Raw genomic sequence first — 20,693 nt, 5'->3', positions numbered from 1 at the left:
TGCTTAAGAGATTGACGGACTTTCGGCGGGGAGAAGGGCGGAGTCGATTTCGGGATCGCCTTGATCCTCGGCCGGGCCGCCTTCGATGATCCGCGCCGCCACGCCGGCTATCTGCGCGCAGCGAACGCCCTTGCCATAGAAGTGGTGCGTCGCGATGAACTGCGCGAGATCGCGCAGCAGCGCGAGCCCATCGGGCGTCAGGTCGGCGCGCCGCGCATAGAGATACTCGATGCCCTTGACGACGGAACCGAGCCAGTCAGGCTCCGCGATAATCTCGATCAACTCTGGGTGAGCGGCACCGTGGGCGAAGCCGAAATTCGTCAAAGCAGTTCGGGCGTCTAGTCCTGTGAACTTAACCATGAATAACTCCTTTCAAGGGTCGGAAAAGCGGTTTTAAATCGGCGATGGGCATTCCTCACCCTCCCGCCGTCACCGTGCCGAACGGCGTCACGGTGCGCGTTTGTCCGCCCGAGATCCGGGCCATCAGACGGAATTTCTGTGTCGATCCGGCGGTCAACCCGGTTGCTGTTCGGTTGCAGGTCACGAAGCCGATTTCGGCGCTCGGAAATCCGCCTTCGTCGATCACGCCTGGGTGCGGCGAGGAGGTGGCGACAGACCCGACATCGGCCCAGGTTCCGGGAGAGGTCTCCCGCTGCCACTTGACTTCGACATTGGTGACGCCTGCCGGAAAAGAATTCGGCACTTCCAGCGTGATGCCATTAGCCAGCAGGTTCGCCACGGTCACGCCAGAAGGCAGGGCGATGGTCATTTCGTTGCTGATCGCGGTGAAGCTGGTCGAGGAAAACGGCTTGGTGATGCTGTTGGCGGTATTTCCGACACCCGCAGCCACCAGTGGCACAAATGTGACGTTGACGTTGATCTCGGTCGCGAACCCATCGCTGTGGGTGTAGCGGATCGCGTAGGCGCCAGACTGCACGATGCCGGACAGCGTGACCGTGCCGGTGCTGCTGTTGATGCTGGCCGAGCCTGCGCCGAGGTTCTGCGAGGGGAGCGACCAGGTGCCACCCGTCAGCGTCGCCGTGCCGCGCTTGGCCGTGTGGGTCACGGTGCGGTTGCCGGTATGGCCCGCCTCGCCCTGCTTGATCTCGATCACCGGAAACTGCGGCACAATGGTGCGCTGGGCGGTGGCGGTAACATCTGCGCCATCCTCGGCATTTGGGCCGGGCGAGAAGGACGGATGCACGCCTTGGCCGGGCGCGGCCTCCGTAACCATCGGTTCGGAAATCGCCGCAACGAGCGACCCAGCGGCGCTGCTGTAAACGTAAAGCTCAAGCCATCCGCCGATCATGTCGCTCGGCACATCGGAAAAGAACTGGATGAAGCCGTCACCGATCTGACGGTTCGCGCCGAAGTGCTCGGCAATGCGATCCGCAGTCCCGTCGGCTCGGTATCCCCATAACGAAAGACGCCAGCCATTTGCTGCCGGGCCTTGAGCTTCGGTGCGCACCTGCACCGAAACCCGCTCACCCGGCGTTAGCCGGAAGATCGGGCCCGCTGCGCCGGCATTTCCGATCGAAATGATCTGTCCTGCCGCCGTGGCCGTGGCATCCACTCGGAAGAAGCGCATCCCAGCGAAAGTGCCAAAAGAGGTCGTGAACGCCATAGGCACCGGGTTGAACAACACCGCCCAACCCCTGTCCCCCTCCATCCGCGAAAACGGCACGCGGTTGGCATTACCAAGTGCCAAGTTCTCGTTTCTAAGCGCAACGTCCGCTCGCTCAACCGGCAGTGTGCCGACAAAATAGGGGCCACCAGCGTCGATGTTGTTCAACGTCGCCAGCGCGCCCTGACCGGTGATCGCGGCGGCAGTGCCGAGACTGGTGATCGCGTCGGCATCGGTGATCGGCGTGGTCCCATCGGCGCGGTAAAGGTTGGTCCACGCGCGGTTGTTCAACTGATTGAGGTTGCGAGTGGTAATGTTTGCGAGCGAGGACAGGTTGCCCGAGTTGTCGAGGTTGTTCACTCGCGACGTGGGGATAGCGGTGGTTGCCCAGGGGGACTGACCGGTGATCGCGGCGGCGACCCTCGTCTCGGTGATGTTTGCACCCGCTTCGGAAGGCTGAAGTTCATCGAGGCGGACACCGTTCGGATAGGCGATATCCTGCGCCCCTCGGATCGGGGTAAGACCCGTGATAGGAACTCCATTGACGATAGTGAACGTCCCGCTGATCCACGCATTCGGATCGTTGTCGCCGTCGCCCCGATAATATTCTGTGCCCATGCCCTCGCCAATGCCCGCGCGACCGATAAGAGCGTAAGCGGACCGGAAGGCAAAATTATTCCGACCGAACACCGAGCGGCTCGCACCGCAGCGATACATGGCATTGGGCAGGCCGCCGCCGAGCCGGTTGCCTTTAGGTTCATCGAACGAGAGGACCACGACGACCGCGCCTGTCGGAATGGCGTTGAGGTAATTGGCCATCGCTGTGTCTTGACCGGCAGTCCCGAACACGTCGAAACCTTGCGTCACCCACGTCGTCGATCCGAACGTGCGGTAAAAGACACGATAGGATCGAACAAAACCGCCAATGCTGTTGCCTGCGCCGTCGAACAACCCTTCGGAGTAGCCTGTGGGCGCAGTCGCGGAGTTTCCTCTGCACCCAAATACAAAGGTCTCCGGCCGACCGGAGCCTACCACCTGTGTCGCGTAGTTGACGCTGTTCGCCGTCGCCAGCGCACCCTGCCCGGTAATCGCCGCTGCCGTCCCCAGCGAGGTGATCGCGTCGGCATCGGTGATCGGCGTGGTCCCATCGGCGCGGTAAAGGTTGGTCCACGCCCGGTTGTTGAGCTGGTTGAGATTGCGGGTCGTAACCCTGTCCAGAGACGACAGGTTGCCGGAGTTGTCGAGGTAATCGAGCCGCGAGGTCGGAATGGTTGTCGTGGCCCACGCACTCTGCCCGGTGATCGCCGCGGCGACATTTTCGCCCGTGACATCTGCGCCATCGACAGCATTTGGGCCGGGCGAGAAGGACGGATGCACGCTTTGGTCGGGCGCGGCCTCCGTAACCATCGGTTCGGCAATGGCAATCTGCGCCGTGCCCGCCGCGGTGCTGATGAACCGCAGTTCGAACCGGGCAAAGTAGCGGCCCGATGGCACGGTCACAAAGCCGCGCTGGATGCCGTCGCCGAGGCTGGTCAAGCCGGTGCCAGAAGCGATCACCGTTCCCGAACCTGTCACCCCGTCAGCCTGATAGGTCCACAGCTCCAACTGCCACGTGCCCGCGGCCGTGCCCTGCCGCGACACCCGCGCCTGCACCGAAAGCCGCTCGCCCGGTGTTACCTTCACTGCGCTGCGGCTGCTGTTGCCGATCGAGAATTGCTGGCCTGCCGCCGTGATGGTGGTCGATCCGCGGAAAAACCGGATGCCGATTGAGTTGGCGTTGTAGTCGGTCGCAATCGACAGCGGCACCGGATTGTGTAACACCGCATACCCGCGATCGCCCTCCATCCTGGAGAACGGCACCCGGTTGGCGTTGGCCGGGGCGACCGGTGCGACCGGGCTGCCATCGCTGAAGGACAGGCCGCTGGTCGAGATCGGCCCCAGCACGCGGCGCTCGCCCTGGATGCCGTCGACGATATAGGACACCGCCACCCAGAACGTGCCGCCTTCCGGCACCGGGATGTCCAGCAGGGTGACCTCGGGGCGCGAGCTCGCGGCGAAAGTCCAGATCGAGCCGACGCCCGGCGCTTCCACCTGCTGGATGTATTCGAAGACGACCAAGGAAGCGGCCGGATCGTCGGTCGCCCCTCCCACGCGAAGATTGGGGATGCGCACCGATCCCGCGCCCAGCAGCACAGCCGCCGCACTCCATGCCCCTACTCCCGGCGCGGCCACCACGGGCGGCTCGGGCTGGTCGGAAGCGATCGAGCCATCATCGAGCGGCGCGGTGTCCGAAAAGGCGCTGGCCGATATCTGGCGCAGGGTCAGCTGGTGGTGCCAGGCCTTGTCCGATCCCCAAGCCTCGACCCGGAAGGTCAGCGTCGCCCCGCCGAAGCGGCGGTTGCTCTGCCAGGTGACCCAGTCGCCTTCCTCGATAAAGGCGAAGCGCGGCGGCAGGGTGACGGTCGCCCTGCCCCACAGCCGGCCGAGCCGGCGGATGATCTGGCCAATCCGCTGGGCCTGCGCGCCATCGGTGACGAAGTCGAGCTGCGGCTGCTGTTCGCGCGGCCCGCCGTCGGCCGTGACATCGGCCAGATCGCGCTGCACCGGGGCGCTGCGGACCGTCCAGCGCTGCGCGGGATCGATAAAACGCGGCGCGACGGTGTTGACCCAACCTTCGTCAGCCGCGCCGAGGATCCCTTCGTTCCAGCGCACCGTGCTGCCGATCAGCAGATCATCATCGGTGAAATGCGCGACCGGGGCCTTGGCCTGCCCCGGATCGACCTCGACCGCGCCTTGCGGCTGGCTGATCGTCCCGGCCACCGCCGCCGCGAAATCGCTCTCGACATCGATGAAGGGCTCGTTCGCGGCCACGACCCCGCCGACCCGGTAGCGCGGCTGCCCGCCGACCAGCTCGTCGCACAGGTTGGCGCGGGAAAAGACATTGGCGGGCGGCGCCTCGATCGCGCTCAGGCCGCGGCCGAGCAGCAGCATCCCCGGCTGGTCGACCAGATCGCCGGCGTAGATCCCGCGCACCCAGTTGTAGCGGATGTCGATCGGGTTTTCGGTCCACTCCCAGGTCGCCGGGTTGTCGCGCCGGTGCGCCCCGCTGCCGCCGACCGTGCTGTCCTTCCGCGGCTGGTAGCAGCGCAGGCCGCGCACCACCCAGCGAAAGCGCGGACGGCCGCTCGGCCAGACGGGGTTCTTCGCATCCGCCTTGTCGGCCTTGTAAGCGACGACGACGTAGGCCACGCCGCGCCCGCGATCATTCGCGGTCCAGCCCGGCCCGTTGGCGGTGAGGATCGAGGGGACGGTCTGGTCCCACTGGCCATCGCGCCAGAACACCTGGAGTTGGTTGTTGAACCCGGCCACATTGCCGTCGCCGGCGAAGGCGACGTAGGCATCGTCGACGAAGAAGCCTTCGAGCGCATCGCAGCGGTGATCCGCCAGTGCGATCACCAGCACCTCCCAGTCGGTGCCGTACTTGCCGCCGTAGTTGAACGCATCGACGAGGCTCCCGCCGACAGCCGCCCGGCCGAAAATCGCCTGCCGCGGCTGCTCGCCGAGCTGGAGCTGCGCGGCGGCGGCGGCGCGGTTGCGGTTTACCGAGGGCTGAAGCAGCGCCCCTCCCACCAGCGACACGCCTGCGAGGATCAGCTGGAAATTGCCAGTGACCGCGCCGACGACGACCAGCCCCGCCCCGACGATGGCGCGTACGACCTTACCCATCGACCTCGCCTCCGCTCGCCGACCAGGCCATCGTCATCGCGCCGCGCGGCAGGCGCTCCAGCCCGCGCGCACCCGGCCCCACCAGCGTTTCGCCTTCGACCACCATCAGCCGGACGCCCAGCAGCCGGTCAGGCAGTCCGGCGATGTCGCCGCGCCGGGCCATCGCCGGAGCGATGCGGGCAAGGCGTCGGTCGATCCCGGCGATCAGCCCGCCCTCAGCCGCGGCCAGCTCCAGCGCCTCGCGCCGGGTGCGCCAGCGCGGCAGATCGGCGAGCGGATTAACTCCGGTCTGCGCCGCGACGCAGGCGGCCGCGAAGCTCACGCAATCCCGCCCGCGCCGCCAGCGGAACCCGCGCGCCTGGCGCGCCTCGATCAGGGCGATCAGGGCGGCGAGGTCGCGGCTCATCGGGCCACCCCGCCCGAAGGGCTGCCGAACCCGCCGGAGCCGCCGCCCCCGCCGCCGAAGCCACTCCCGGCGCCAGGCAGTGACGATCCGGCCCGCGCCGGGCGACGTCCACCCCAGTAGAGCGTCTTCTCACCGGCGTATGAGACGTGCTTGAAGAAGCCGTCGGCTGGGTCGATCAGGCGCTGGTCGGCATCGCTGCGCATCCGCGCCCCGCGCCGGCCGAGGCCCTTGGCCGCGGTCTCCAGCTGCGCAGTGATCTTGGCCGTGCCGCCGATCTCTTCCTCGCGCGCGAGCGTGTCGAGCCGGCCGCGCGCCCAGACGTTGAAGTCGAGCAGCGTGTTGCCGGTCTGGTCGAAGATCAGCCGCCACAGCACCGCCGGCGCCCCGGCGATCCCGGACGCATCGAGCAGCACCAGCGTCTCGGCGTCCACGCCCGACAGGGTGAGGGTGATGTTCTGCGCCGCATCGCCCAGCGCCCCGCCTGCCACCTGCACCAGCCCGCGATCGCCGATCGGCAGGAAGGTGCGCCCGTCGAAGGTAATCTCGTGCCACCCGCCCCAGATCCGTACCACCGGATCGCAGGCGATCTCGACCGCGCCGGTGACGATCGCTGTTCCGGCCTCGAGCGCTGTGAGCGCGGCAGGCGCGATCGTCTTCATGCGCGCAGATCCTGAATCGCGGTGATCGTCGCCCCGGCCAGAGCGCCGCCCGCGCCGATCGGGCCGATCTGGCTGTCCTCGGGGACCAGCTGCATCACGCAGGCCGGGTTATCGAGGTGCGCGATCGCCCCCGAAGGCACCAGCGCGGTGTTGAGCGGCGGCTCGATCGTCACCTGCGCCTGCCCCGCGCCGGTGGACGTCGCCGGCAGCACGGCGCGCGCCATCGTGCGGCGCATCATGTTGCCCGCGCCCGCGCCCGCCGCGTCCCAGCGGAAGCCGATCTGGTCGCCGACCGAGATCTGGAAAGCGGCTGGCAGGCCGTTGAGGATGAGCAGCGCGTTGCCGTTGGCGTCGATCGCCTGGCTCCAGCTGGTGGCCGGGCCGGTGAAGGGCGTGGCCGTGCCGGCGCGCACCAGCCCGGCAAAGCCGAAGCGGTAGAGCTTGGGGAGCCGGCGCGTCGGGTCGATCGCGTAGAACCGCCTGATCCGCCCGCGCAGCCGGTCGAAGAAGGCCTGCCACAGATCCGCGCTCTCGGGGTCGGCACGGTCGATCTCGAAGCGCGCCGCCCACAGCGGCCAGCCCGCCTGCACGCCGCCCTGCCGGCCGCTCGCCTCGGGTGCGGCATAATCCACCCGCTCGATGTCGAACCGGACTCGGGCGATGCCGCTGGGGGTGTCGGGCTGGGTCAGGATCATCGGATCACTCTCCTCTCGCGCGCTTCCTGCACCGTGGCGACGATGCGGCCGGGCAGCTCGGCGCTCAGCTGGTCGAGCCGGGCGTTGAGCCGCGCGATCGCGGCAGCATCCGCGCCGGTGGCGTCGATGGTGATGGGGATGGCGATGCTCGGCCCGCCCGGGCTGCCGATCAGCTTGCGGCTGTCGCTGTTGGACAGGATGCCCAGCCCGCCCGGCCCGGCGAAGGCAATCTCAGGCCCTTCCTCGCCGACGATGCCGAACTGCCCGGTCGGGATGGTCCCGCCCTTGGCGAAGAGGCCGGCGAACGCACCCTCGAACAGGCTGTTGACGCTGCCGAGCAGGCTGCTTCTGGGGCCGCCGCCCCCGAACAGCCCGCCCAGGAGGCCGCCGCCGCCACCGCCGAACAGCGCACCGGCGAGCGGCTTGATGATCGCCTGCTGGATCGCGATCCGCAGCAGATCGGCGATGATCTGGTCGGCCACCCGGCTGAAGACGTCGCCGAGGCTCTCCACCCCCATGATCGCGCGCGTCAGACCATCGTTGAGCGCTTCCAGCCCGTCGATCTTGATGCCGTCGATCGCCTCGTTGATCATGCCTGGCGTGGCGTTGAGCCCGCGCAGATAGCGCTCGGTCTCGGTCTCGTTCTGGCGGGCGACAGCGGCGCGGCGGCCTTCGGAATTGGCGTTGAGGTTATCGAGCGCCTGCTGGGCGCGCGCGCGTTCGGCCTCGTCGGTTTCGGCGGCCGCGATGATGGTGGACAGCCGCAGCCGCTCCAGCCGCTCCTCGGCCTCCAGCAGCCGCAGGGCAATCGCCTTGCGCTCGGCCTCGGTATCGGCCAGCGCCCGGGCATTCTCCAGCGCCTCGGCCTCGCCCCTGAACCGCTCGTCGGCGAGGTCCTGGGCGGCGCGCGCCTGCTCGACGCGCTTGCGGAACTCGATCGCTTCGAGCTCGGCATCCGCGAGCCGGTTGGTGGCCGCGCGCAGCTCCACGCGCTGGGCATCGGACAGGTCCTCGCGCGCTGCGATCGCGGCCAGCGCATCGCGCCGGTCCCATTCGACCCCGCGCGCGGCGAGTTCGGCGCGCTCCTCGGCGCTGGTGGCGATCTGCAACCGGGCCTGCAGAATGCGCTGGGTGACGGCGATCAGATCGCTCTCGAAGCGCGCATCGGCCCCCGCCTGGTTGACGCCCGCCCGGGTAGCGCCGCCGCGCCCGCCGCCCGAACCGCCACCGCGCCCGCCGCCCGAACCGCCAAGGATCCGCCGCGCGGCCGCGCTGTCGCCATCGAGGCCGGCCAGCGTGTCGCGGAAGAGCACCACGTTCGCGCCTTCGGCATCAAAAGCGGTGATCGCCTGAGCAGCGCGGAAATAGGCCTCCTGCGAGATCACGCCGCTTTCCATCCGCGCGCGCAGCTGCTGCTCGGCCTCGGCGGCGGAAAGCCGGCCACGCATCACCAGATCGACCACGTCCTGACCCTTGTTGGCGCGGGTGACGTGCAGACCGCCCATCGAGAATTCGGCCCTGAGATCGCCGAGCCCGCCCTGGCGGATCGACTGCATCTCGGCCCCCGCCGCCGCCTGCCGCTGCATTGCGCCGACCATCCCGGCCACGGCCTGCGCGCGGGCCAGCGCCAGCATCGCCTGCGACTGGACGTTGATCTTGCCGGTGGTTTCATCAACCACGCTGCCAAGGATGCTCTGCGCATCGCCCAGCCTGCTGCTCGCGAACGCGACGCCCTCGAGCGCATCCTCGGCCTCGAACAGCTTGCCGATGAAGGGTGCCAGCACCACCGCTGCCGAGGTGATCGCGATGCCCCAGGGCCCGCCCATGAAGGCGGCGAGGCGGCTGGTGCCGCCGCTCATCATCTGGATCGCCTGGATCACCTGGCCGCTCTGCGAGGCGAAGATCTGCATCGGCCGCGCGCCGAGTGCGTACATCGTGGCGATGTCGCCGAGCTGGGAGCTCAGCTGCTGCATCCCGGCGAGCTGGGCGCTGGCCGACTGGACGACGCGCTTGCCGGCCTGTTCGACGCGCTGGCCGGCCTGTTCGACGCCCGCCCCCATGACTTGCGCGCTCCGGCCGGCGGCGGCCATCTCACTCGCCAGCTTGGCCGAGCTGCCGCTGGTGCGATCCAGCGTGCTGCCCAGCTTCTGGGCGCGCCCTTCGGCCTGCGCGATGCCGGCATTGAACCCCGCATCATTGGTGCGCAGCTCGAGCAGCGCCTCACCAAGCCGCTCAGCCATGGCGCGTCCTCAAGCAGCGAAGCGGTAGGACCGCCATCAAGGGACGCCGCTCAGCCATCGGTTCCTCCCAGCCACGCGTCCAGATCGGTGATTGCCGGTAGCTCCTCCGAATTGGCGATGCCGATGCCCATCGCCGCCAGATCGGCCGGATCGGCCTTGGCCGGAGCGGGTGCGGCTTCGCCGGAAGCCGCCGCCCTGATCGCGTCCATGGCGCGCTGGTGATCCAGCTCGCTGGCGAAACCGCGATTGTTGCCCAGCGCGGCCCGGTTCACCGCAGCGAGCGTCTCGGCCGCATCGATCCGGGGCATCATCCGCACGAAGGCCCTCACCAGCCCGGCAGGAACCGCCTCCAGCCAGTCCTGCGGCCGTCCGCCGTAGAACCGCTGGAGCCGGGGGATGAGCTCGCCCCAATCCACGCCGGCAGCTCGCCCCGTGCTGCTTCCATCGCTCCGGCCACCTTCAGCGTCGATCGCAGCCGGAGCGCGGTAAAAAGGTCGATGATGGCCCATCGCTGGGTTCCGGGCAGCCTGGCGAACAGCGCGTCTGACGCGCCGACGCAGATCTTGCGGGCAACCGTGGCGACGAGCGCGTCGAGCTCCTTTTCCGCCTCCTCGCCGGTCTGCTGCGCCAGCTCCTCGATCCGCCGCCCCCACACACCGAAACGGTGGCTTTCGATCACGCTGAGCTCATCCGGGTGGAGGATCTCGACCCGCTCGCCATCGATGGTGATGAACGGCCGCTCGATGAGCGTGTCGAGATCGAGCAGCGCGCCCCTGGTTGCCTCGGCCATGCCCGCCTTCTCCGATCAGAGCGCCGGCAGGTGGGCGGCGAGGATGTAGCCGAAGCGCTCCTGGGCGTTGGTGGCGTTGAGATCCTCCAGCGCCTCGAACCTGAGCTGAAGGCCAGCGCCCGTCCCGCCCTTGCGGAACACCAGGGCCGGCGCACCCGACTGGTAGCAGCGGGGCACGCAATACTGCATCGCCAGCGCTTCATTATAGGGCGAAAGCCCGCGCGCGAGCAGGGCGTATTCCTTGGTCCGGCCGACGTCTTCGCTAAGCCCGATCTTCTTGGTGCCGGGCTGGCCGGCAGCCGGGGCCACGGTGGTGATCGTGTTGCCGTTGAGCGCAAGCTGGTACTGCTCGAGCGTCAGATCGAGCAGCGTCACGCCGAACATCAGGTCTTCCTCGCTGAGGAATGCCTTGACCGGCCCCGCCGCACCGGCGGTGCGCACCTTGTCATAGCTCTTGGCGTGGGTCACGGTGACGCCGCCGTTCTCATAGTTGCGATCGCCATTCGTGCCGATCTTCACCCAGGGTGAAGACGGGGCAGCGGTGATGGTCGGAAAGGCGGTGCCAACCGGGGCGACCCAGAGGGTCAGCGGCGCACCGATGATTTCAAAAGGGGTCATGCTTGTTTACTCCTCGATGGCGACCAGGCCGTGCATGACCTGGAACGATTGGAACTGGCGGGGCCACTCGGTCACCGGCTCGCGGCCCGCGATCGCGCTGCTGGCGGAATTGGCCCAGTGTATGAGGCACCCGGCGTGGACCGAGCGGCGCAAGGACCGCAGGGCGCGCGCGGCGGCGCGCATCACACCGGCGGCCGCGCGCGGGGTGGCGGCGAATGCAAAGACATCGACCCGCTGCGTGTCGTGTTCGAGGTAACTCTCCCCGGTCAGGGAAACCCCGCCCGACGCGCGCAGCACGATCGCAGCCCGCGGCATCGCTGCGGCTTCGGCCTCGGGCAGCTCGCCGCCGAAGATCCGCCCGGCGGTCGCCGTGCTGGTGGCGAGATCGGCCTTGAGGAAGGCGACCAGCCCGGCCTCGATATCGGCTGCCTCAGGCATCGCCAAGACCTCCCTGAGACGCGCCTTCGAAGGCCTTGCGGATGTTGCCCGCCAGCTGCGGATAGACCGCATCGGCGGCCGGGCGCAGGTAGGGGCGCGCCGGGATCGTGACGCTCTTGACGAAGCGGAAGCTGCCGTCGGGCATCGGGATCTTCAGCGCCTTGGCCCGCACCGGCACGATCACTCCGCCCAGCTCGTGGATCAGGGCATAGCGCACGCCCTTCGATCCCCAGGTGCCCACGACGCCCGTGCCATCGGGCCGCGCCAGCTCGGCAATGTTGATCGAGTTCTCGAGCCGCCCCTGATCGTTCTGCCAGGTGTGGTTGGCGCGCGCGTGCAGGACGGCATCCTGCATCGTCTTGTTGACGCCGAGGATCTGCGCCTGGCGCATCCGGGCGGTGAGCGCATCGCCTTCCCAGCGGAGAGACTGCGAGGTCATGGCTGCACCTCAGGTGGCGAAGCGGCAGGAGCGACGGGAAACGCCATCATCCGATCCTCTGCAGCGCGGCTTCGCGGTGGTTGTGCTTGAACTGCACCGGCCCCTCGACCTTGAGGCGGCCGGGGATGATGGTCCGGCCGAGGCGGTCGCTGACCGCGGCGATCTCGTCGCCCTCGGCCAGATCGGCACCCAGTGCGATCATGATCCGCAGATCCTCGATCATCGCGGTCTTGGCTCCGTCGACCAGCTCGCGGCTGCTGTTCGAATAGACGAAGCAGGGCAGCGCATTGTGCAGCACGGTGAAGACCGGCTCGACCGGCCCGCCCCAGCTGTCGGTGCCGGTGGCGGTGTTGCGCTCCACCCGGGCGCGGTGGATCAGGCGACCGGCGATCATGGCAGCCTCCGCAGGTCGAGCAGCAGCTCGACCACGATCACAGCGAGCGCCGCGAGCGCGAACCCGCCCCAGGAGCGCCCTGCGCGCAGGAAGCCAAGGCGGGCGGCGGGCCTCCGCCCGGCGTCTGATGGCGCAAAACCAATCACGCCATCACCATCCCGCGCCGGTCTTCCAGCGTCTGCAGGATCGCCTCGCGATCGGCGGCCATGTCGCCGCTCAGCGTCACCTGGTAATCGCCCGCCCGCTCGCTGCGCAGCGCGCCGCGATAGGACAGATCGAGCGCGATCAGCTTGATCGTCACCTCGTCGCGCGCTGCCGCCACCCCAACCGGCGTGTAGGCAACGCGGACCAGCGGGGCCCAGTGCGCGCGGGGGTTCGGTCCGCCGATCAGCCGCTGGAGCGTCCGCCCGCCGTGCAGCACCCGGAAATCGGCGGCAGCCAGCTCGGTCTCGTGGCTGGCGAGGCCGGTGTCGCCGGGATCGATCTCGGTGATGGCGATCGGCTGCGCCGTGTCGGCCGGACGCAGGAGGCGCAGGGTGGTCTTGAGCCGGTCGGCGGGCGCCAGCGGATCGCCCAGCTCGACCGTCAGCGCGCCCGCCACGCCGAAGCGCGCATCTAGCTCGGCGGTGATGGCATCGATCATCGCCAGCAGCTCGCTGTCGGGCAGATCGGTGGGGACCCGCAGCTTGACGCGATCGAGCAAAGCCATCAGGCCGCCTCCTCGGTCGGGATCGGGCCGGCGACGATCGGCGAAGCCTCGCCACCCGTTTCCACGGCCTCACCCGCGGGCGAGGCGGTGCCCGTCAGCTCGGCGACCAGCAGATCGCAGCCGGCGTCCAGAAGGAACTCCTGCGCGAAATAGGGCGGGAGCTGCGCGACTTCGCTCAGCTCCGCCCCGAACACCGGATCGCTATCGCGGGGATAGGAGAGCACGATCGCCGGGGCAGCCTCGGTGATGACGCGGACGCGGGTGGTCATCGGATCAGGCCTTGGTTTCGGTCTCGCCGGCAGCAGGCTTGGTCTCGGCTGCCTTCTTGGGCTTGGCTGCGGCCTTGCCTGCGAGCTTGCCGTCCACCAGGCCGAACTGCGCGGCCGCGCTCGCGGGGATCTCGTCGCCAGGCACAGCGTAGAGCGTGGCAGCGCGGGCATCGCCTTCACCCACCAGCGCGCTCTTGTCGGCGGTGAGATAGAGGCGCTCGGCGCAGATCTGGTTCTGGGACATGATCGGGTTCTCCTGGTTGAAAGAAATCAGGTTGAAGGAAATCACTGGGCCTTGAGCCAGGTGATGACGAGCCACGCGCCGGTGGTGTCGACGGTGGCCATCGCGATGCGTCCTTCGCTGCCCGCCGGGATCGAGGCGTTGGCGAAGCGATCGGTGCGGACCAGCGCGCTGGTGACCGAGACGACGCTCAGCAGCTGATCACCTGCCCGGATGCCGGGGACGGCGATGTTGCCGATCGGCCCACCGGGAACGACGGCGGTGGCGACAGTGCGCGGGAAGCCTGACTGGGTGACGGACATCGGTTTCTCCTGATGGGGCTTGCCGGGCGGCTCGATGGGACAAAAAGCCGCCGGGAAAGCCGGGGCCGGTGCTGGGGGGACGCTCCAACCGGCCCCGGAGGGATGCGACCGGGCGGGATCGGCCCGGCCGCGAGAGAGCCCTACATGCCGGTGACCGTGTGGAACGCTGCCGGCCGGAACACCACCAGCGCGGCGCGCATGTCGGCACGCATGGTGCGGATCCCCTGCGTGAACTGCGTGCCGGAATAGCCCACCTGGATGTCGATGCCGCGGCGCTCGAACAGCGTGATCCAGCTCGGCTCGAAGCTGCCGACCAGCGCGGTGTTCTCGGCGATCGCCTCGTTCTGCACCACCGGCAGACCCCACAAACGCTCCGGCCCCGATTCCATCGGCGAGCCGAAGATGTAGATGCCGTCCGCCGTGCGGGTCAGGCGGATGTCCTGCCAGTCGAGCGGGTGGATCACATGGTGCGTCGGCATGGCGCGGCCGATCGTGCGGATCCGGACCATCGCCTTGTAGAGCGCATCCATCTGCGGATCGGAACCGCGGGCCAGCGTCTGGATGCCGGCGGTGTTGAGGATGCCGCGCATGTTGGGCGCGGTGCCATTGCCGGTCATGGCCTGCTGATCGAGCCGCTGGCGCACGCCGAATGCCAGGCGCGAGTTCGCATAGCTCTCGATCAGCGCGACGTCCTCGAGCTGCTCGTCGGTCACCGGCAGGCTGTCGGTGATCTTGACCACGCTGACCGAGCGCTGGGTGAAGACGAAGGTGCTCTCGGCGAAGGCTGCGCCTTCCGCCGTTTCAGCCGCGGCGTGGGTGCGGGTGGTTTCCTCCATGTAAGGCACCGCCGCCTGGCTGACATTGCCCATCGGCAGGATGTCGAGCAGCTGGATCGGCCGGGTCACCGCTTCGACGAATCCCGGCAGGCGGATGCTTTCCGGCGCGAAGCCGGCAGTGGTCGCCAGCAACGCCTTGCTGCCCATCGTCTCGAAGGCGGCCGCCTTGGCGAGGAACTCCGAGGGCAGCATCTCGCCGAAGCGGACGGTCGCGCCCTCCGGGGTGCGCGCTTCGTACCAGCTCTTGAACTCGGGCGCGTTGACCAGCTGCTCGCCGATCGACTTGAACTGGTTGCGGTTGGCCGGCTGGCCGCCCTGGCCGGGATGGACAAAGCCGCGCAGGCCCTTCGTCCGGCCTTCGAGCGCGGCGGCCGCCTTGTCGGCCTCGAGGAAAGTTTCAAGGTGCGTGGCAATCGCGTCGGCCTCGGCGTTGAGCGCCTTGACGTGCTCGGCGACGGCGATCGCATCCTTCGCGCCGGACACCACGCCGATCGCCTTGCTGTAGTCGTACTGGCCATCGTCAGTCTTGGCCGCCTCGAACACCTTGGCGAGATCGGCCTGACGGGCCTGGAGCTTCTCCTCCGCTTCCCTGCGGCTGAGGTTCTTGATATCGGACATTGCGTTTTCTCCACTGGAGCCGGGCCGATCAGCCCGACGAAAACCGGTGGAGACGCAATGCGATCACAACCGCGTCTCGTGCGCCCCGGAACGCGTTCCGACGCAGCGCGATTGCGGCGATTTGGGGATGCGCTCTGCCTAACCCAAAAACGCGATTCGGCAAATGCGCTGCGCGCTGCTAGGATGCAGGAATGCTCCTCGCCCTCATCGCTGCCAGCGCGATCGCGGTCTGCCCGCCACCACCGGCCCGGCGCTGGCACTGTGTCGTCGATGGCGACACGCTGTGGTGGCATGGCGAAAAGCTCCGCATCGCCGAGATCGACGCCCCCGAACTGACTGGCCGGTGCGCGGCCGAGCGCCGCCGAGCACGTGCCGCGCGCGATCGTCTGGTCGCGCTGCTCGACGGCCACAAGCTGGTGATCCGCCGCACCGGCACCGATCGTTTCGGCAGGACGCTGGCGCAGATCACCAGCAGCGGCACAAGCATCGGCGAGCAGCTTTTGCGCGAAGGCCACGCTACCCGCTGGCCAGGCCGCAAGGACTGGTGCCTCTGAAAACCCTTTCAGCGCGATTTCAGAGGCCATAAGAAGCCATCCGAGGGCCTTTTGGCTCCCAGAGTGCCTGCAAGCGGTTGCGTGGCGTTCTGGCGGCTCCAGCGGCGGGTGTCAGAAACCCAGCCGGATCCGGGCCGCCCGGGTCTCGTGATGGGCGATCTGGTTGCGGATCGCATCGATCGCCTTGCCCTGGGCATCGTCGCCTGCCGCCTCGAGCAGCGAAGCGGCAGGCGACGATAACGCCTTGCCCAGCGCGGTGTGGATTGCCTCCAGCTGTTTGCGCCCGGTCGCCGACAGGCTGGCCGGATCGCTGCCCAGGGCTTCGGCCAGCGCGCCCAGGCCAGCGATCAGCGGCGCGAAGCCGGCTTCCTTCAGCGCCTTCATGCTGAGCGTCCCGGTACCCCGGCCCGCGCCGCGGATCACGGTCGACACCTCGTGCACATCGAGCCGCTTGAGCACCCGCACCCGCGTCTCGCCACGCTGCGTGAAGTCGGATTCCACCACCTCAAAGCCGTAGGAATACTCCTGCACCGACTTGCCGGTGCGCAGATCGAACAGCAGCGCCTTGTGCCAGTCGCGTCCGGCCTGCGTCTCCAGATTGAGGTGGAGCGCGGCATAGGCGACGTCGCCCTCCTCGTAGACCCGCGCCTTGCCGAAAGGCATCTGGTAGCGATCGTGGTGATGGATCAGCGGGCACCACTGTTCGCCACCGTCCTTCCAGGCGAAAGCGCCGGGCGCGTAGGTGTCGCCGTCATGGTCGACCTCGGACAGGCGGGCGATGATGGCAAGGCCCTTGCCGGTCTCGCCCATCTCGGTGACGGTCAGGTTCTTGGTGAGCATCGAAGGTCTCCTGAAGACAATCTCTGGCGGGCCTCAAGTAGCAAAGCGGTAGGCCCGTCAGAGGGTAAAGTTCGGCACGAAGGACAGCGTGCAGTTCGGGCGCATGGTGTCGGTCATCAACCGCGCGGCCTCGGCCGAGACGATCTTGCCGCTGCGGGCGATGTGGCTGAGCTCGGATCGCGGTTCGCCGAATATGCCGTCGGAGACGACATATTCGCCCACCCCGCCCGCGCGCCCCATCTCCAGCGTCGAGACATTCTGCGCGAATTGGGTCTCGGTGCGGGCGATCACCCGGGCGCGGGTTTCGGGGCTGTTCCAGATCCCGCCTTCCACCTGGTTGGCGATGCGGTTGGCGAGCGCGCGGATCCCATCGCCTTCCTCCAGCCCTTCGGCCAGCGCGGCGAAGATCGCGTCGCGGGTCTGGCCAGGCAGATCGATCAGCCCGGCGCGCCGGCCCCCCGCGGCGACAATCTCGCGCAGCACCGGATCGGGCAGGCCGGTGCCGAAACCCGCCTCCTCGAGCACTTCGGCAGTCTTGCGGGCGATCGCCAGATACTGCGCCTGGTAGCGCGAGGAGAGCCCCTCCTGCCAGGCTTCGAGGTTGAGCAGATCGATGATCTGCTGGATCAGGTCATCGTTCTTGGTGAAGGCCTTCGACTTCGGCTCCCAGCCCCGCGCGCCCAGAACCTGCTCGGCCACGCGCGCGGCGGCGTCGCCCCATTCGCCGAACAGCGGCAGCAGCGCGGCGGTGAAGGCCTCCGCGTGGGCGCGCGCTTCGCGGAACAGGCGCAGGGCGATCCGCTGGCTGCGCTTGATCGTCGCCTCGTCCGCGTCGCGCGCGTCGGCCGGCAACCAGTCCTCGGGCAGGGTCTTGGCCTGCGCTGCGGCGAGCGCCTTGCGCTGGGCCGCAGCGCGCAGCTCGGCCTGCGTGATCGGTCGGGCGAGATCGGCCGCAAGCAGCGGAGCAGTAGGCCGCAAAGACGCCTTTTCTGCCTGCGCGAGCGGCACCTCGAGCTTGGCGATCGGGCGCAGGTAGTACTTGTGGCTCTCGTCCGCATCGCGGCCGGTCTCGACCAGATAGTCGTAGAGCGTGATCGCGCCCGCCTCGAACTCCTTCAGCTTGCGCTCGATCTGCTTGTTTTCATCCTCCTGCAGGGCGAGCACCGCGTCGGTGTCCCAGAACAGCTCGAGGCGCCCCGCGCCGCGCCGGGGCTTCTCGAAGTCGGGCAGCAGGCTGCGCTGCAGCTCATCCGCCAGCGCGCGGCCCAGCGGCAGCACGCCGTTGTACCAGGCAAGCTTGCGCATCTCCTCCATCGTCGCGCCGACCTTCGTGGCCTGCAAACCAGCGCCGAAGCCGACAACTGCGGCCGGGATGCCGAGCGCCGCGCAGACCCGCTCCTCGGCCACATCGCGCGCCTCTGACAGGTTCATCTGCTGCGGGTTGAAGCCGTAGGGCTGGACGTCGGTCGGCGCGCCCATCACCAGCGTGCCGCCCCGGCCATCGCCGCTGAAGGTCTGCTGGAACCACGTCTTGGTCGCCTCGACATCCTCCGCACTCGGGATCGAACCGGCCTTCGGGCTGATCACCACGCCGGGCACGCCCATGTTCCGCAGCAGGCTGGCGACGAAGTTGGAGCTCTCCATGTCAGCGAAGATCTCGCGGATCACGCTGCGCATCGGAGCGTAACCTCGCCGCAGATCGCGCGGGTTGAGGCCGTTGCGGAAGTGGACGACGTCAGCCGGATCGAGGGAGATCGTCCCGTAGCCGGTGCCGGGGCGATATTCGTAGTGCGAGAGGAACGCGCTCCCGTCCAGGCCTGCCTTGGGCTCCATCATGAACTGGGGCACGTACCACAGCTCGCGCACGGTGCCCGAAAGATCGCGGACCTTGACCAGATAGGCATCGCCCCAGATGCAGAAATCCGCGATCACCCCGTTCCACAGCGCGATGTCGCCATAGTGGGGATTGGGGTTGCGGATCAGCTCGAGCAGCGGATGCTCCTCGACCGGCTCCAGCTTGCCGCCATCCAGCCGCGCGCGCATCGCCAGGCGCGCCTCGGGCAACGCCCGCTGGAGCCACATCACCGGGGCCATCACCACGCTCGCGTCGAGCATGTCGCCGACTTCGCGGGCGTAATCGAACCGGGTGCGGCGCAGCAGCCCGCCGAAGAACAGCGACTGCGCCGCGTGGCGCATCGTGGTCAGCGAGCTGGCGACGCGGGCGAGCGCCTTGGTCAGGAAGTTGCCGCCATTGCCGGTGCCCGAGGTACTTGCGGGTGGTTTCATGCCGGGATCCAGTTTGCGTCGAGGTCGAGGACGGAGCTGCTGCCCTGCGGCGTGATGCCTGCCAGCGGTCGCCAGGGCGGGGATTTGCCGTCGCTGCCGGCGTGGATCGCCAGCGCCAGCGCCCAGAAGCGGTCGGCGTGGCCGTCGGGGGTGCGTTCGGCGGTGAAGCGGACGTTGCCGCTGCCGGTCACCTGCTTGGTGACGCTGCGCAGGTCGGCGCGGATCCGGCCGTCGTGCGGGATCCGCAGGCGCCGGTCTTCCATCATGCCGCGCACCGGATAGGCCAGCGCCTCCTTCGTCTGCGCAGTGAAGTTGACGCCCTCGACCCGGTACTTGCCGAACTTCGCCTGGGCATCGTCCACCCAGCCGATGCCGAGGCCGGTGTTGTCGATCGCCACCCGGCCGCCGCTTTCCAGCACCCGGCCGATCCACGGCCAGATCACCTTCTCCTGCTCCGGCTTGGTCATGTTCTGCAGGGCTTCGATGTGGCGGGTGTAGAAGACGTCGCCCAGCTTCTCGACCACCCAGATGACGGTGAGGTCCTTCTTGCGGCCGATATCGATCCCGGCGAACAGCGTGCCGCCCTCGATCTGCCGCCAGTCGGTGCCCTCGGGATATTCGCTGCGGGCGATCAGGTCGTACTCGAGGAAGGCCGCGTCATCATCGGCCGGGCGGCACATGTATTCCTGCTGGAAGCTCTCCTCGTCGGCCGCGCCCTTGCGGACGAAGTCGAAATAGGCGGCCTCGTCCATCGCCTGGCGCTCGTCGCTGTCGGGCAGCGACTGCTGGAGCTTGTAGAGGAAGCCCTGATCGAGCGCGTCCTGCAGGGTGACGGTGTGCAAGGAAATCCCCTTGGGATTGCCCTGTTCCTTGATCTCGCGGACCAGCTGGTTGAAGAAGTTGGCGCTGCCGCGGTGGGTGCTGATCACCTCCATCGACCCGCCCCAGGTGATCCCCGGATAGGCGATCGCCCAGAGCTTGCGCGGATCGGGGTGCAGCGCGAACTCGTCCAGCACCCGCCCGCCGCGCTTGCCGGCCTGCGCGTTGGGATTGGAGCTCATCGAGTTGATCCGCTTCCCGTTGGCGAAGCGCAGGGTGTAGGATGTCTGTCGGTCGCGCGGATCGAGCACGATCTCGCCGAGGTCTTCGGCGGCAAGCGAGAGGTTGCCCGCCCAGAACTTGCAGTCTTCGAGGAAGAGCTGCGCCTGGATATCGTCGCGCGAGCTGATCCACTGGTCGAACCGCGCGGTCACCAGCGCGGTGCGCGAGACGGTGGCGTAGGCAGTCGCCCAGCTGAGGCCGATCTGACGGCTCTTCTCGATCAGCTTGAGCTGCGAGGTGTCCGCGATCCACCGCGCCTGGTAGGGCAGGAAGATCGCCTCGGGCGCAGCCGGGATGCGCTTGGCCCGTCCTTTTCCCTGGGCGCCCATCAGCCCTGCCCCATCAGTGCGCGGTTGATCGCGGCCAGCGCCTCGGGGGAGACGCCCTTCTTCTTGCCGATCTCGCCCGCTTCCTTCGCCGCCTCGGCGAGCCGCGCCTGGACTTCCTTCTCCAGCCGCTCGCGGTATTCGGCGCTGGTCTTCTGGGCAGCGACCGCGGATTGCAGCGCGCGGCTGATCTGCATCAGGCCAGCGGTCGAGACCTCGCCTTCTTCGAGGATCTCGAAGGCAGCGACCTTCACCAGCTCGGCCACGGCAACGGTGACTTCATCCGGGGCCTTGGCCTCCATCGTGCGGGCCAGTTCCCCGCCGATCCGCTGGATCTCGTCGAGGCGGCGGAACTGGATCGCCTTGCGCACGGCATAGCGGCCGAAGGCGCTCTTGCTGATCGGGCCGAGGCCGAGATCGGCCAGCTTCTCGTTGAACTCGGCGTGGATCACCGCGGTCGGCAGCTTGCGTTCGCGCAGGCAGTCATTGGCCCAGACGATCGCGGCCTCGGCCTCGTCGGGCAGCATGTCGATCGAAGACAGGTGCCCGCGGCCCTCGCGGCGGTTGGGCTTGCGCGCCATC

Annotated in this window: 22 protein-coding genes; 1 reads left to right on the top strand and 21 read right to left on the bottom strand. The window is 68.3% G+C overall.

What is annotated here, in order from left to right; translation table 11 throughout:
- Positions 1-3 precede the first annotated feature (3 nt).
- From BZF61_RS11125 to BZF61_RS11045, 17 genes are all read right to left on the bottom strand, one after another.
- Complete coding sequence (locus BZF61_RS11125; protein ID WP_086619287.1) at positions 4-282, bottom strand: hypothetical protein; 279 nt, start codon at positions 280-282, stop codon at positions 4-6.
- 133 nt (positions 283-415) lie between these two features.
- Complete coding sequence (locus BZF61_RS11120; protein WP_086619285.1) at positions 416-5,350, bottom strand: phage tail protein; 4,935 nt, start codon at positions 5,348-5,350, stop codon at positions 416-418.
- The gene (locus BZF61_RS11115; RefSeq protein ID WP_086619283.1) at positions 5,343-5,756 is read right to left on the bottom strand and encodes a DUF6950 family protein; all 414 of its coding nucleotides are present in this window, start codon (positions 5,754-5,756) and stop codon (positions 5,343-5,345) included. The genes BZF61_RS11120 and BZF61_RS11115 overlap by 8 nt, the downstream gene beginning before the upstream one ends.
- The gene (locus BZF61_RS15900; RefSeq protein ID WP_086619282.1) at positions 5,753-6,415 is read right to left on the bottom strand and encodes a hypothetical protein; all 663 of its coding nucleotides are present in this window, start codon (positions 6,413-6,415) and stop codon (positions 5,753-5,755) included. The genes BZF61_RS11115 and BZF61_RS15900 overlap by 4 nt, the downstream gene beginning before the upstream one ends.
- On the bottom strand, positions 6,412-7,110 hold the full coding sequence (locus BZF61_RS11105) for a hypothetical protein (RefSeq protein ID WP_086619280.1): 699 nt from the start codon (positions 7,108-7,110) through the stop codon (positions 6,412-6,414). The genes BZF61_RS15900 and BZF61_RS11105 overlap by 4 nt, the downstream gene beginning before the upstream one ends.
- On the bottom strand, positions 7,107-9,350 hold the full coding sequence (locus BZF61_RS11100; protein ID WP_086619279.1) for a hypothetical protein: 2,244 nt from the start codon (positions 9,348-9,350) through the stop codon (positions 7,107-7,109). The genes BZF61_RS11105 and BZF61_RS11100 overlap by 4 nt, the downstream gene beginning before the upstream one ends.
- Before the next feature lie 50 nt (positions 9,351-9,400).
- Positions 9,401-9,667, bottom strand: coding sequence for a hypothetical protein (locus tag BZF61_RS11095; RefSeq protein ID WP_143737022.1), 267 nt, complete (start codon positions 9,665-9,667; stop codon positions 9,401-9,403).
- A gap of 8 nt (positions 9,668-9,675) precedes the next feature.
- On the bottom strand, positions 9,676-10,140 hold the full coding sequence (locus BZF61_RS11090) for a hypothetical protein (RefSeq protein ID WP_086619276.1): 465 nt from the start codon (positions 10,138-10,140) through the stop codon (positions 9,676-9,678).
- Positions 10,141-10,155: 15 nt separating this feature from the next.
- The gene (locus BZF61_RS11085) at positions 10,156-10,758 is read right to left on the bottom strand and encodes a hypothetical protein (protein ID WP_086619274.1); all 603 of its coding nucleotides are present in this window, start codon (positions 10,756-10,758) and stop codon (positions 10,156-10,158) included.
- A 6-nt stretch (positions 10,759-10,764) separates the two neighbouring features.
- A complete protein-coding gene (locus tag BZF61_RS11080) occupies positions 10,765-11,196 on the bottom strand; it encodes a DUF3168 domain-containing protein (protein WP_086619273.1) in 432 nt (143 codons plus the stop codon).
- Positions 11,189-11,635: a phage virion morphogenesis protein gene (locus BZF61_RS11075; protein ID WP_086619271.1), complete on the bottom strand. Its 447-nt coding sequence runs from the start codon at positions 11,633-11,635 to the stop codon at positions 11,189-11,191. The genes BZF61_RS11080 and BZF61_RS11075 overlap by 8 nt, the downstream gene beginning before the upstream one ends.
- Before the next feature lie 46 nt (positions 11,636-11,681).
- The gene (locus BZF61_RS11070; protein WP_086619270.1) at positions 11,682-12,029 is read right to left on the bottom strand and encodes a hypothetical protein; all 348 of its coding nucleotides are present in this window, start codon (positions 12,027-12,029) and stop codon (positions 11,682-11,684) included.
- A 142-nt stretch (positions 12,030-12,171) separates the two neighbouring features.
- Entirely contained in the window at positions 12,172-12,738 is a 567-nt protein-coding gene (locus tag BZF61_RS11065) for a hypothetical protein (protein ID WP_086619268.1), read from the bottom strand.
- Complete coding sequence (locus tag BZF61_RS11060; protein ID WP_086619266.1) at positions 12,738-13,007, bottom strand: hypothetical protein; 270 nt, start codon at positions 13,005-13,007, stop codon at positions 12,738-12,740. Before BZF61_RS11060 ends, BZF61_RS11065 begins: the two co-directional genes overlap by 1 nt.
- 4 nt (positions 13,008-13,011) lie before the next feature.
- Positions 13,012-13,251, bottom strand: a complete 240-nt coding sequence (locus BZF61_RS11055; RefSeq protein WP_143737020.1) for a hypothetical protein — start codon at positions 13,249-13,251, stop codon at positions 13,012-13,014.
- A gap of 41 nt (positions 13,252-13,292) precedes the next feature.
- A complete protein-coding gene (locus BZF61_RS11050; protein ID WP_086619263.1) occupies positions 13,293-13,550 on the bottom strand; it encodes a hypothetical protein in 258 nt (85 codons plus the stop codon).
- 140 nt (positions 13,551-13,690) lie between these two features.
- The gene (locus BZF61_RS11045; RefSeq protein ID WP_086619262.1) at positions 13,691-15,004 is read right to left on the bottom strand and encodes a phage major capsid protein; all 1,314 of its coding nucleotides are present in this window, start codon (positions 15,002-15,004) and stop codon (positions 13,691-13,693) included.
- Between the two features lie 191 nt (positions 15,005-15,195).
- Here BZF61_RS11045 and BZF61_RS11040 point away from each other — a divergent pair, with 191 nt between their 5' ends.
- On the top strand, positions 15,196-15,558 hold the full coding sequence (locus BZF61_RS11040) for a thermonuclease family protein (protein ID WP_086619260.1): 363 nt from the start codon (positions 15,196-15,198) through the stop codon (positions 15,556-15,558).
- A 111-nt stretch (positions 15,559-15,669) separates the two neighbouring features.
- On the opposite strand, the gene BZF61_RS11035 is transcribed toward BZF61_RS11040, so the two are convergent.
- The 4 genes from BZF61_RS11035 to BZF61_RS11020 are packed head-to-tail and all read right to left on the bottom strand — an operon-like array spanning position 15,670 to position 20,692.
- Positions 15,670-16,398 carry an HK97 family phage prohead protease gene (locus BZF61_RS11035; protein WP_086619258.1) on the bottom strand — a complete coding sequence of 243 codons (729 nt, stop codon included), beginning with the start codon at positions 16,396-16,398 and terminating at the stop codon, positions 15,670-15,672.
- 57 nt (positions 16,399-16,455) lie between these two features.
- Entirely contained in the window at positions 16,456-18,684 is a 2,229-nt protein-coding gene (locus BZF61_RS11030; RefSeq protein WP_086619256.1) for a phage portal protein, read from the bottom strand.
- Positions 18,681-20,114, bottom strand: a complete 1,434-nt coding sequence (locus BZF61_RS11025; protein WP_086619254.1) for a phage terminase large subunit family protein — start codon at positions 20,112-20,114, stop codon at positions 18,681-18,683. The genes BZF61_RS11030 and BZF61_RS11025 overlap by 4 nt, the downstream gene beginning before the upstream one ends.
- A complete protein-coding gene (locus tag BZF61_RS11020) occupies positions 20,114-20,692 on the bottom strand; it encodes a phage protein Gp27 family protein (RefSeq protein WP_158094096.1) in 579 nt (192 codons plus the stop codon). Before BZF61_RS11020 ends, BZF61_RS11025 begins: the two co-directional genes overlap by 1 nt.
- Between the last annotated feature and the right edge of the window lies 1 nt (position 20,693).

This window comes from Erythrobacter tepidarius, from assembly GCF_002155695.1.
In the GTDB taxonomy this organism is placed as follows: domain Bacteria; phylum Pseudomonadota; class Alphaproteobacteria; order Sphingomonadales; family Sphingomonadaceae; genus Erythrobacter; species Erythrobacter tepidarius.
The sequence above is the reverse complement of the archived record's forward strand: the minus strand, read 5'-3'. Positions and strand labels throughout refer to the sequence as shown.